Genomic DNA, 13,564 nt, shown 5'->3' with positions numbered 1-13,564 from the left:
AATGGGGGTAATATTACTATTGACTCCGGTTCATTCTCGTTAAGCGATCGCGCTCAACTTGTTGCCTCAACTTTAGGAGTGGGAAATGCCGGGAATGTGACAGTGAGTGCAAAAAATGCTGTTGACCTTGCAGGTAACGCTTCCATCTTCAGTACAGTGGAAGCCGGAGGTATAGGTAAGGGAGGCAATATTAACATCAATGCTGCAACTTTGTCACTTACTGATGGCGCTCAACTGCAAACCATTACTCGTGAAGCATCTGATACCCAGCCAGCAGGACGGGGGGATGCGGGGAATGTCAATGTTAATGTTACTAACACTGTTAATATTAGTGGAGAGAAAAACGGTTTTCAAAGTAGGATTGGCAGCAGTGTGGGAACGGGGACTGTTGGCAATGGGGGTAATATTACTATTGACTCCGGTTCATTCTCGTTAAGCGATCGCGCTCTACTTTCTACCTCAACTTATGGACAGGGAAATGCGGGGAATGTGACAGTGCGGGCACTTGATGCTGTTGACCTTGCAAACGCTGGTATCCTTAGCGCGGTGCGAGCTAGAGGTGTGGGTAAGGGTGGCAATATCGACATCAATGCTGCAACCCTGTCACTTACTGATGGCGCATTGCTTGCGGCCTCAACTTTAGGAGTGGGGAATGCGGGGAATGTGACAGTAAGTGCAAAAGATGCTGTTTCCCTTACAGATGCTAGCATTTTAAGCACGGTGTCAGCCGGAGGTGTGGGTAAGGGTGGCAATATCGATATCAATGCTGCAACCCTGTCACTCACTGATGGCGCTTCACTCAGCAGCTTTACTAGTAGTGCATTTAATAGCCGACCAGCAGGAAGAGGGGATGCGGGGAATGTCAATGTGAAAGTAACAGGTGCTGTTGATATTGCTGGGAGTGGGATTCTCAGCAGTGTGCAAACAGGAGGAGTTGGCAATGGTGGTAACATTACCATTGATTCTGGTTCTTTCTCACTCCGCGATAACGCATTACTTGTTGCCTCAACTTATGGACAGGGGAATGCGGGGAATATCAATGTGAAAGTAACAGGTGCTGTTGATATTGCTGGGAGTGTAATTTTCAGCAGTGTGGACACAGGAGGAGTTGGCAATGGGGGTAACATTACCATCGATTCTAGTTCATTCTCATTACGAGATAACGCATTACTTGTTGCCTCAACTTATGGACAGGGGAATGCGGGGAATGTGGCAGTGAGTGCAAAAAATGCTGTTTCCTTTGCAAATAATGCTGGCATCGTGAGTAGAGTGGAAGCTGGAGGTATCGGTAAAGGTGGCAATGTCAACATCAATGCAGCAGTTGTTTCCCTTGCAAATAATGCTGGCATCCTCAGCACGGTGTCAGCCGGAGGTGTGGGTAAAGGTGGCAATATCGAAATCAACTCATCTAAAATTACTTTAGACAACCAAAGCGAACTCAACGCCGCAACTGCATCCGGTAACGGTGGTAATATTAACATCAACAGCGATTTACTCTTACTCCGCCGCAACAGTCAAATTTCCACCAGCGCAGGTACAGCGCAATCAGGTGGCGATGGCGGTAACATCAATATCAACTCGAAATTTATCGTTGCAGTTCCCAACGAAAACAGCGATATCAGCGCTAACGCCTTTTCGGGAACTGGTGGAAATATCCAAATCAACTCCCAAGGTATCTTCGGTATCGAATCGCAGACAAAACTAACCGAAAAAAGCGATATCACTGCAAGTTCGGAATTAGGGGTTTCCGGTTTAACAAATATCAATACACCCGATAACAGTTCTATTCAAAACAGCCTCACTGAATTACCACAAAATGCGATTGATACCAATGCACTTATCGCTAATAGCTGCATTTCACGCAGCACCAAACGACAAGAAAACTCCTTTACTATTACAGGTTCTGGTGCTTTAACTCCCAATCGTCCTGGAGTTTTGGTTTCTAACTACACAACTGGCGAGGTGAGAGGTGTCGAAATTACATCCCGTCGTCCTTGGAAAAAAGGCGACCCAATAATTGAACCACAAGGATTGTATCGATTACCCAATGGACAATTAATTTTGAGTCGAAGTTGTTCGTGAATATAAATGCACATATTGGGAAAATCTGGTGTTGCAGTTTTCTGCAAAATGGTATGCACCATTGTGCGATCGCACCATCCAAATCATGCAACTATATATGCATAAAAGGTGAATGCATTACTTAGTCATATCCCTTAATCTGAGTATTAAAGAAACGGTTAATAAATCGAAAAACAACAAAAATCATCAATTTATCAACCATTGCTGATGAAATTGTCATTATTTTTTAACTCAGATTAGAGGTTGATTATGTTTTCTGAACTAGTTCGCAACACAGTTTTAGCAACATCTTTGACATTACCGAATTTCAAACAAACTACTTCCATTGCAATTTTAGTAGCTGGAATTGGATTGTTTGGTATCAAGTCAGCAGATGCGAGAAATGCCTTACTACAAACACCAGATGTTTCTCAATCTTCATCATATGCAATCGGCTTTGCTGCGCCGAAGGTCATCGCGCAACTCTTAGATGCAAATTCTCCAATTTACGGAAGTTGGAAGCTCAGATATAGCATTGATGGAATCGTTTATCAAAGCGTGTTGGTGATGGAGGGATATTCTGGAGTGATGAGAACTAGATATTTTGACCCTAGTATAAATCAGAAGCAGGGTGTAGACCAGAACATTAGCCTCAAGTCTTCTCCTCAAGGATTAGTTTTATTGGGATATAACCCAGTCTATGCTGGGACTTCCAGAAGACACCCTAGTTATGCTGCTGATAATTTTTTGTTTTCTGTTGAGCCTGATGGTTCACTAACAGCATATACTTGCGATGAGCGAAGGCAATGTTCGGCTGTAGATATAGAAAGAATAGTGTCTCAATATTAAATAAACATAGCGTAAATTATCTGGCTTTCAAGTTCCCCGGTGAAAAGCTACACTGACAAGTCAGCGCTTGCGTTATTGCGTATTCTTTTCATACTGCATTTATTGTCTTATTTATCAATACCTAAATTTTAAATATTAGAATGACCAAATCAGAGCTTGATGATTTCATCTTTATGCAATCATCAAGCAAAATACTATGGTATTTTAATTAAGTAATAATACTTGATAAATATCTAATTAGTAATGCGATCGCTAAGTCAATTGGTGGAAATAAAAAGAAGTATGTTACGAAATGTAAGTATATCTAAAAACCTTATCAATGACAAACGATCGCCCTTTCAAATCATAAATAAACAATGAGTTCATACTTTCGTTTTCCAAAGCTTTTTTTCATATTACTTACCTGCATCAGCATCACTCCACTTGCAGTATTTGCACAATCGACACCCCCATCTGGAGTAACAATTCCCCCTGATACACCAGGGAAAGTTGAAGAAACTCTACCCCAATCATCACCTACACCAACACTTCCGGCGACACCACCGACACCAACTGTTCCCATACTCCCATCACCCCCACAGGAAAATCTACCCGATACCATCTTTCCTAGTGGTGAAAAGTTCTTTGTCAAAGAAATCCGAGTCACAGGCTATTCTGTTTTAGAACATGAAATCATCGAGTTAAAAAAGCCCTTAGAAAATAAAAACATCACATTTGAGCAGTTATTGCAACTGCGATCGCAAATCACTGAACTCTATGTTAAAAAGGGCTATATCACCAGTGGTGCATTTATTCCCAACAATCAAAATATCGCTAGCGGTGTTGTGCAAATCCAAGTTGTGGAAGGCGAACTCGAAGGAATTTCCATTTTAGGGTTAGAAAGATTGCAACCTGCATACGTGCGTTCCCGGATTGCTCGGTTGGCGCGTAAGCCTTTAAATCAAAAACGCATCGAAGAAGCGCTGCAATTATTACAACTTGACCCCGTGATTGAGCGAGTCAATGCCGAGTTAACCGCAGGTAGCACCCCAGCTAGCAATATTTTACAGGTGACAATTACTGAATCGCCACCATTCCACCTTGGGGTGAACTTTGCCAATAACCAATCACCTAGCGTTGGTTCAGAACAAGGGAGTGTTTTTATTGCTCACGATAATTTTTTAGGGTTTGGGGATAAATTCAATGCTGAATATGCTGGTAGTGAAGGTTTAGACATTTATGATATCAGTTATTCTATTCCCTTTAACGCCTTAGATGGAACTATTGGTGTCCGCTATAGCAACAGTACTAGCCGGATTATTGAAAGCGAATTTCGTGACTTAAATATCCGCAGCCAAGCCGAAACCCTTTCTTTTAACGTCCGTCAACCGCTAACCCACACACCAAACAATGAATTTGCTCTATCGTTAGCATTCGATTTACGGCGCAGTCAAACTTATATACTCAATGATATCCCCTTCTCCTTTACTGAAGGCCCCGAAGATGGGGAATCAAGAGTTACGGTAATTCGCTTTTCTCAAGATTGGTTACAACGTAATGCTAACAGTGTTTTAGCGGCGCGATCGCAATTTAGTTTTGGCATCGATGCAATTGACGCAACTATCAACGATAGTGGTACTGATGGGCGTTTTTTCTCTTGGGTAGGACAATTTCAATGGGTGCAACGGCTATCTCCCCGCATTTTGATGCTGGCCAAAGTTAACACTCAACTTACTCCTGATTCCTTACTTTCGCTGGAAAAAATCAGCATTGGCGGAGTTGATACAGTGCGCGGTTATAGTCAAAATCAACTTGTTGCTGACAATGGGGTAGTTGGAGGTGTGGAAGTTCGTATTCCCCTAACATCAAATGTGCAAACTTTACAGCTAATACCCTTTTTTGACATCGGCACAACTTGGAACAATCGCGCTAGCAATCCTGACCCACAAACCATTGCTAGCCTGGGTTTGGGCTTAAATTGGCAACCTTTTAACGGTTTGGTATTGCGTGCAGACTATGGTATACCATTTATAGGCACAAGCGATCGCGGTAATTCACTACAAGATAATGGCTTTAATTTTTCAGTGCTATATCAGCCGTTTGAATTTTGAATTTTGAATTTTGAATTTTGAACTGGCATCTAAATATATAACATTAATTAGAACATTCTCGACTCAATAGCAACTGCCCATTATTCAGCCGATATAGACCAGTCGGTTCGATAATCGGATCGCCTTTCTTCCAAGAACGGGATGTAGTTTCGACACCTCTGACCTTTCCAGTTGTGTAGGTAGAAACCGAAACACCAGGACGATTAGGGTTCAAAGCACCAGACCCTGTAATAGTAAAAGAGTTTTCTTGCCGTTTAGTACCACGTGAAATGCAACTATTAGCAATGAGTGCATTGGTATCGATGACTGGGGGTAATTCGGTAAAGCTGTTTTGGATGGAACTGGTATCGGGTGCGTTAATGTTGATTACACCTGCAACGCCTAGTTCCGAACTGGCGGTAATATCACTTTTTTCAGTTGGCTTTGTCCGCAACTCGGTACCGAAGATACCTTGCGAGTTAATTTCTACGTTTCCACCACTTCCTTGAAAGGCGTTGGCGCTAATGTCGCTATTTTCTTTGGAAGGGGCGACAATAAATTTTGAGTTGATATTGATGTTACCGCCATTACCACCAGCTTGGGCAGTGCCTGCGTTAGTGGAGATTTGACCACCACGCCGCATGAGAAGTAAATCCCTAATTACCAGCTTAATATTACCCCCATTGCCTGATGCTGATTCAGCAATGAATCTTCCCTGTTTATCTAAAGTAACTTTGGGCGAGTTAACTTCAATATCACCTGCAACACCAAAGCCTGAAGAACGAACAAAGAAACCACTATTAGCATCATCATCTTTGGGGAACCTTTTAAGAAGTTGAGCTTCTGTATTCTCAGGATTTATGTAGGTATCTGAAACAATTACTTGGTCTTTAGCATTGACTATAATCTTACCTGCATTACCACCTCCTGTAGTAGTTGTAATAAGTTGCCCCCCATTACTAGCCTCCACTATTCGTGCATTGACTGTAATATTTCCACCATCACCAAAATTATAAGTTCTTGCGTCTAATAAAGCACTATCAGATATTCGAAAAACATCAGTATTTACAGTGATATTGCCACTGTTACCTATAGTTACAGTATATGTAAAGAATCCACTGGAATTGCCAGTGATTGGATTAAAACCAGAAATATTAACACCATCAGTTGCGTTAATTTGGATATTTCCAGCTTTAATAGAATTGGTACTAAATTTAAAAAAATCTATGGAAGGATTTCCAGGAGAAGTAATTTCTACACCAGCAAAAGCTCCACGGCTAGTGGCAACAAATTGAGCGCCATTCGTTAAGGAGAGAGAGTGAGATGTAACATTAATTTCTCCCCCCTTACCCAATCCCTCTTCTTCTACAGAACTAAATATAAAACCATTTGAAAAAGACGCAGAATCCTTGGCTTGTATGAAGATATTACCTGCATTTCCTTCTCCAAAGGTACTAGTCGAAATTCTGGCATCATCCGTTACAGATAACGAGCCAGAGGATATAGTAATGTTTCCTCCTTTACCAACTGTTCTTTTTCCTAAGTTGCTTCTAATTCCACTTGCCTTTCCTTCTCTGATTCCAGCGATCGCAACTGCACCCGTGACATCGATATTAACATTGCCTGCATTTCCCTGGTTGAATGGCTGTCTAACAGAACTGTCATCATTATTTTCAACAGAGGTTACTAGTTGAGCGCCATCACTAATGGAGAGTGAAGCGGCTTTGATGTTGATATTGGCACCATTACCCTCACTTTTTGACTCCACGTTACTGAGGATGCCAGTATTATTTCCTGAAATAGAAACAGAACCAGAAGCATTAATAAACACATTTCCTGCATCCCCTCGTCCAAAAGTACTAGAAGCTAATTGAGCGCTGTTGTTCAAGAAAAGTGAGCCAGTAGTGATATTGAGATCCCCTCCCTTACCCGCACCTGTTGCTCTGACAGTGCTGAAAATGTCACCACTTCTGTCAACAGAAACTGTATCACTGGCATTAATTATCACATTACCAGCATTTCCCTTTCCGGCAGTGCTTACTTCTAAGCCAGCACCATTAGTAATGACTACTGATCCAGTATTAATCAGGATTTTACCACCGTTACCTACCGCTCCTGCTAGTACCGAACTGCGAGCCGCGCTATTTAATCCATTAATGCCTATACCATCAAAAACAACTGTATCACGAGCATCGATGCTCACATTACCTGCATCTCCTCGTCCAAGGGTGCTAGTAGTTAAAAAAGCACCATTTGTAACAGACAGTAATCCTGTGGTGATGTTAATACCACCTCCTTTGCCTACTGCTTCAGCTCCTGATATGCTGAAAGCCGCACTGGCTGATCCATCAAAATTTACTGTATCGCTAGCATTAATAGTTACATTACCAGCGTCTCCCTGACCAAAACTGCTGGCACTCAATTGTGACCCGTTGTTCACAGAGAGCTTTCTAGTGTTGATGTTTATCGTACCTGCTTTCCCCACTCCTCTAGCATTTACAAGAGCAAAGGCTTGGCTTCCCACATCAAAGAAGGCTATATCACTGGCGTTGATATTCACATTGCCTGCATCTCCTCGTCCACTAGTACTGGCAGATAATCCTGCGTTATTAGTGACAAAAAGTGACTTAGTGGTGATATTGATGCCACCAGCTTTACCTACCGCTCCCTCTCCTAATATGCTCAAAGCCCCACTGTCTGCTCCATCAAAATTTACTGTATCGCTAGCATTAATGGTTACATTACCAGCATCTCCCCGTCCAAAACTGCTAGCACTCAGTTCTGAACCATTTTTCACAGACAGCGACCTGGCATTAATGTTGACATTGCCGCTTTTTCCTACTCCTTCAGTTCTCATTTCGCTAAAAGCCTGGCTCCTTTGATCAAAAGAGACACTATCGCGTGCATTGATATTAATAATCCCTGCATTTCCTCGTCCACCAGTACTAGTATACATATATGTATTATTGCTCAAAGATACTAACCCAGCTTTAATGGAAATATTGCCAGCATTCCCGACTGCTTCATATCCAATTGCGCTAAAAACATTAGCCCCATTAAACAAAACATTTTCACGAGCATCTATAATGATATTTCCCGCATTCCCTTGTCCTAAATTTGAGGCAGTAAGTAGAGCGCTATCCTCTAAGATAAGGGAATTAGAATTTATGGTAATATTACCTCCATTGCCTTTTGCTCCCGAATTCACAAAATTGCGAATTCCGCTCCCAACTCCAGCAACTTTGATTTCTCCGGTAGCATTAAGTGTAATATCACCTGCAACAGTCTCAGGTGTACCCAAACCTTGCCCAATGCCAGCAATCAGTAGACTTTCTTCTAAAATATCTATATTACGAGCGTTGACTATGATGTCTCCACCATCACTAGCACTTACATTTATATTTGCAGCATTTTTGAGAGACACATCTGCCCGGATGACATTCTCTGGAAACGTTAGACTGAAATTATTATCATCTAGCTGAAGATTAATATTTCCAGGAGCAGACAATCCTCCTAACTCAACTCGACCACCATAGGCTCGCAATCTGCCACCATCCATATTAATGTCGCTACCTACAAGTAGTAAACTCTTCCTATCTGGCACTCGTAAACCAGATGCATTCATGCCTAAAGGAGATATTCCTGCTGGTACAATTGAGCTATTTTGAATTGCCGCATTCTTATTAATCTGATTAAAAAATAAAGCCGAAGGATTAATAGTCAATAATGGCGCGGTTTGGGGATTTGTGGCACTAAAAACACCCTGATTACCAAACTGTACTCCGTTCGCAGTCGTCCCCACAAAAGAACCCTGCACATCTAGACTGGCATCTTTTCCAAACACAATCCCATTAGGATTTATCAAAAATACATTAGGATTAGAACTACCAAGTGTGCCGAGTCTCCCCAAAATTTCTGAAGGGTTATTCCCCGTCACCCGTGCCAGAATATTTTGAATATCTGCGCTAGGACTCAAGAAATACGCCCCCCGCCCCTCGCTGATATTAAATTCTCCAAAGCTGTGAAACAGATTGATTTGGCGAGTTGCACCACCCGTAATTAGTTCTATCGGTAGTCCCTGAAAGTTGCCTATAACTTGAGAGGACTCAGCGCCAAGTGTCTTGTCGGGTACGATATTACTTTGCTGTGCCTGAGTTTTAGCAGTGAAGATACTTGCACTTAAGCAGCCCGCTAACCCTGCCAATCCAAACTGCAAACACCTGTGTAATGCGTATCTTATCGTCATAGGGTGCTATTCATCATGATTATTTGAGTATCTAATAAAACTGCACCTTGGGACGAGAAACAAGCGAATATTCATTAATTATGCAGTTTTCTGCAATCAGGCGATCGCATTTATGTATTCTTCAGGTATGAAAACTGCACATAAACAAGCAGAAAAGGTGGATGTGTTGCATGAATATGTCAGATATTGTGTAACTAATTGCCAACAGTTTTACCTAAAAGCATTTATCTTCTCCCACCCTGAGACTGCACCTCTCTTAAAGAAACTACAAATCAAGCCGTCACACAACACCTTGAAAGGGCTAATTGTAATTACCTAAAATCCCTATTATGAATTAGGGTGACAAGGCTAAAATGTTGTAATAGATTTTTGATAAAATTGAGATAAATTAATGCGTTCTGCTTTTTTCTAATACACTGTTTTAGCCTTGACGTGCAACTCAAAACTGGATTTAGGGTAATTAAATTATTTGTGTGTACTCCGTAGGCTTTTGTAGGAGGTTAGAGGTAATCTAAAAGTGCTTACAATTCCGGCGATAAACTTTTAAAACTATCTGTTAATTAGCAATGTCTCCATTGGAATGATTGAGTTTTTTAAGAGCGAGCCTACCGTTGATTTTGTTGATAGCTACTAAAACAGTTACACTTAGTATTCCCAACATTAAAGAAGACTCAGGTATAGGTGTTATAGAAAAATAACTGAGGGGATAACCTGTATAGGAACCTTGATATCCAACTTCTAAATAGTCATAAGTGTTAAAAACATTATATGACACTTTTCCTGCGGTGTAAGCAAATCCAAATTCACTCAATGCTGGAGAATCAGCTAGTAAGAGATTGTCATTGTCAAGAAATGAACCTGGAGATAATAAAGATTCTATTGGAACGCCATTTCTAATGCCAGTAATATCTATAATCTCATAACTATTTGTGGCGGAATGGTAAGGGCTAGTTGTTAATGTTCCACTGGCTATAACATTGTCATTTGGGTTCAGTACACTTGTACCAGAGTAGTAAAAATTAAACATGGCAGCCGAAACAGGAGCCATCATAGCCGTTAGAAAACAGATCGTGCCAGTAAAAGTAGCTGCAAGTTTTTTGTCAAAATTCATTCCATTTCCCCTTTTATTTCAAATCACTATTAAGATCGTCTTTGGTTAATGACTTATTCCTAAAGAACCCCATCTTTGATTCTCTTCTCAACACATACGAAGCTACGGTAGAACGTCAAAAGGTAGCATCATGTCGTTATCCTCGTGATTCAGCATGTGGCAGTGCCACACAAATCGTCCAGTGAATGAATTGCCAAAAGGTAAATTGGCTGCGGCTTTAGCACCAAAAGGAACTATCACACGAACCACCTCAAACGGATTGACTACTACAGTATCTTTCCAACCAGCCTCGTTCGCTGCTGGCGGTTTTGCTGAACCTTTTAAATAGGGGGTAGGGTCGAGTGGTGGATAACCATAGGGCACTGTATCCCCACCTGGTGCATTGTGCATGAGTACTTTACGCGGGCCAGTAGCTCTGTATGCTGCTGAGTACGCACTATCATTGATTGATTGTCGGTTGAGGATTTGAAATGGTACTAGATGCAGGTGCATTGTGTGGGCATATGGCTGAAGATTGATAAAGTTCCACTGCTCCACTGTGTCTACTTGTGGTTGCTCTCTCAATTCTGGGTGGTTGGCTGCCTCATGCCAGTAAACGGCGTTGAGTATCATGGCTAAGACTTTAAAATTAGAGTCCAAAATATCTATTAGAACCAGGTTGCGCTCTTTGACTGGTTTCGTAGCAATTTTTGTGATTAATGGATTGTTTACTCGCAGCCTTGTGGGAATAGCTTTAGGAACGGCAGCACCTTGATTCACTGTAAACTGCATAACTTCTGGCATTTTAAAGAAACCCTGAGCAATTACCGTAGCTAAACCTTTGGGATACGGTGCAGCAGCGTCGTTTTGCAATACAATCTTGTCTCCTGGCAGGCTTTGAGAAAAATCGATGAGTACGTCTGCTCGTTCACCAGGCCCTAGCAGTAGCTTAGACAAATATACTGGAGCGTTTAGGAATCCTCCGTCACTGCCAATTTGAATTAGTTGCTGATTTGACGACAGCTTTAATCTGAAGAATCGGGAGTTTGAGGCGTTGACGATGCGGAAGCGGTACAAAGTTCGGTCAACATTGAGGTTTGGCCAAGCCTTGCCGTTGACGACAGCAACATCAGCGTAAAACTCAGTTTTCCATGTCGCTGGAAAGGACATGGAACCATTGGAATCGAAGGAATGATCTTGCAGCACCAACGGTATTTCATAAGGCGCTCCAGCAGGGATACCAAGGGGGCCATTGCCACCAATGGGATCGTCATCATCCCTAATCAGATACATTCCAGCTAACCCGGCTTGGAGGTTCAAGGCGGTCATGCCAAGGGAATGGTCATGATACCAGAGTGTTCCTGCCTCTTGATTGTTGTTGTAGTTGTACACATTGCTCTGTCCAGGCAGATATGTATCTTCTGGATAACCGTCGCTGTCAGGTTCGGTATTGCTGCCGTGTAAGTGGATGATTGTTCGGGGATTAGTTATGTCGGATGCATTGACACCATGCAAGTTTGTATCTACTGACCTAGCTAATGGATGAGTGCCAAGTTTATTGAATGCCTGAATCCTAACGGGCGTTCCCCTTGCTACCTCGAAAGTGGGGCCAAGATAAGACAATCCGCCGTAACCCCAGGTGGTAGAAGACCCTAAGCTGCTGTGGAACGAGTGTGTACCTGGCGCAATATCTAAGGTACTAGGCGGTGAAATTGGGTATGAAATGGGCAGAGACTCGGTAAATTTTGAAAGTGAGGGCGAGGCTGCATAGGTTCTCTTTCCTTTAAGTAGTTCGGGGAGCAAAACTCCGGCTCCTAAACCTGCACTCATCGTTAAAAATTGCTTTCTAGTTAACATTTTTGATTTTGGTTGTAAAAATTAGCATTGAGTCTACAAAGAATTGGACTTACGCAAGAACTCTTTGAAACTCTGATTTCTTTGTGTCCAACTCTTACGAGATGCTGCGCGAATGCGCTCTACCCTTTGGATTCAATAGTTCTTCCATGAGAAAGAACCTCGGCTCGTGGTGCTATAGGTTGATTAGCGATCGCTACGCCCGCCGTTGGCGTTCGCGTTAGCGTCTCTGAAAGAGAAGCCTCTCGTAGAGAAGGCATCGTATGTTTACTAAAACATAGTTGTTTTTGTTCGACATCTTTAGCTGCTAAGAGTGTACTCAAGGAGTCAATTACATAAGTACTTTCTTCTACAGCAGAGTGCATTTCTTCTGCCAAAAAGCTATGAGTTGCTTTGAACTCCTGAATTAAACTATCTCGATTGTTTTGAATAACTAATTGCGCCAACCGATTATAAGCGATCGCTAGCTGCCCAATAGCTTCTCGACGCTCTGATGTCGCAAGCATAATATCTACTACCAGAGGTGCAGACTGACTGAACAAGCGGCCAACTATGTCCATTTCTAGACGAAAAATTGGGCTAGAAAAATCTAAGCTACGATGGATGTCAATGTTTTGTTCTGCTAGGAAAACACCAAGACTAAACGTTGTAAAATTACGGATTGCTTGAACAGCAATCATCATTTCATCGTGTTCTTCTGGTGTTGACACAATCAGTTTACCACCATCATGTTCAATTAAATCCAAAAGCCATTGAAATGCGTCGTCTCCACGACCAGAACAGACTACCACCTTTTGGCACAAGAAGGATTTTATCCCTGGGCCAAACATTGGATGTAAGCTCATTACAGGCCCACTATGCTGCTCAAGCATAGTCTGTAATATTGGAGTTTTAATACTAGCAATATCAGCTAAAGCAGTAGTTGGAGAGAGGTATTTAGCAAGTTTATGTATCACATCTATTGTATATTCAATAGGAACACAAACTAAAACTAAATCTGCTTTTTTTAGTAGTGATTCTGCTTGTTCCCAGTCCCCCTGGTCGAGAATACTGATGTAGTGGCCGGTGGCTGATAATTTCTGCTGAAAAAAGTACCCCATCATACCGCGTCCACCAACTAGAGTAACCCGTCGTGGTTTGGTATTTGCTGGAGGCGAAAATGCATTAGCAGCAGAGGTACAACCTGTAACCAGGTTTTTCCACATTGACTCTGGAACACCAGCCTCCACTAAGGAGAATGCAAAATTAGTAATTTGTTCTTCTAAAGATATAGATTGTGATTCAGCTAAAACTGCAATTCTTTTACCTAGTAAATCAATGAGTTGTTGGTCAATTTGTTTCAGCTTTTCTGGAAGCATAAGACCTCTCAAATATATAATTATTTTTTCGAGATAT

6 protein-coding genes and 1 pseudogene are annotated in these 13,564 nt (G+C 41.9%); 3 read left to right on the top strand and 4 right to left on the bottom strand.

What is annotated here, in order from left to right:
* The 3 genes and pseudogenes from RM049_RS34870 to RM049_RS34860 form a co-directional block, all read left to right on the top strand.
* Positions 1-2,082, top strand: a pseudogene (locus RM049_RS34870) (S-layer family protein); the annotation flags it as partial.
* Positions 2,083-2,331: 249 nt separating this feature from the next.
* Positions 2,332-2,910 (top strand): hypothetical protein, encoded by a 579-nt coding sequence (locus RM049_RS34865; protein WP_322707454.1) that lies wholly within the window; start codon positions 2,332-2,334, stop codon positions 2,908-2,910.
* Between the two features lie 356 nt (positions 2,911-3,266).
* On the top strand, positions 3,267-5,000 hold the full coding sequence (locus RM049_RS34860; protein ID WP_322707453.1) for a ShlB/FhaC/HecB family hemolysin secretion/activation protein: 1,734 nt from the start codon (positions 3,267-3,269) through the stop codon (positions 4,998-5,000).
* A 43-nt stretch (positions 5,001-5,043) separates the two neighbouring features.
* Here RM049_RS34860 and RM049_RS34855 read toward each other — a convergent pair whose 3' ends face one another.
* The 4 genes from RM049_RS34855 to tyrA all read right to left on the bottom strand — a co-directional run bounded on the left by RM049_RS34855 (position 5,044) and on the right by tyrA (position 13,527).
* Complete coding sequence (locus RM049_RS34855; protein WP_322707452.1) at positions 5,044-9,225, bottom strand: filamentous hemagglutinin N-terminal domain-containing protein; 4,182 nt, start codon at positions 9,223-9,225, stop codon at positions 5,044-5,046.
* 556 nt (positions 9,226-9,781) lie between these two features.
* A complete protein-coding gene (locus RM049_RS34850) occupies positions 9,782-10,336 on the bottom strand; it encodes a hypothetical protein (RefSeq protein ID WP_322707451.1) in 555 nt (184 codons plus the stop codon).
* A gap of 102 nt (positions 10,337-10,438) precedes the next feature.
* A complete protein-coding gene (locus tag RM049_RS34845) occupies positions 10,439-12,172 on the bottom strand; it encodes a multicopper oxidase family protein (RefSeq protein WP_322707449.1) in 1,734 nt (577 codons plus the stop codon).
* A gap of 119 nt (positions 12,173-12,291) precedes the next feature.
* Complete coding sequence (gene tyrA, locus RM049_RS34840; RefSeq protein ID WP_322707448.1) at positions 12,292-13,527, bottom strand: bifunctional chorismate mutase/prephenate dehydrogenase; 1,236 nt, start codon at positions 13,525-13,527, stop codon at positions 12,292-12,294.
* Positions 13,528-13,564: the final 37 nt, after the last annotated feature.

This window comes from Nostoc sp. DedQUE04, assembly GCF_034530995.1.
GTDB lineage: Bacteria > Cyanobacteriota > Cyanobacteriia > Cyanobacteriales > Nostocaceae > Nostoc.
The sequence above is the reverse complement of the archived record's forward strand: the minus strand, read 5'-3'. Positions and strand labels throughout refer to the sequence as shown.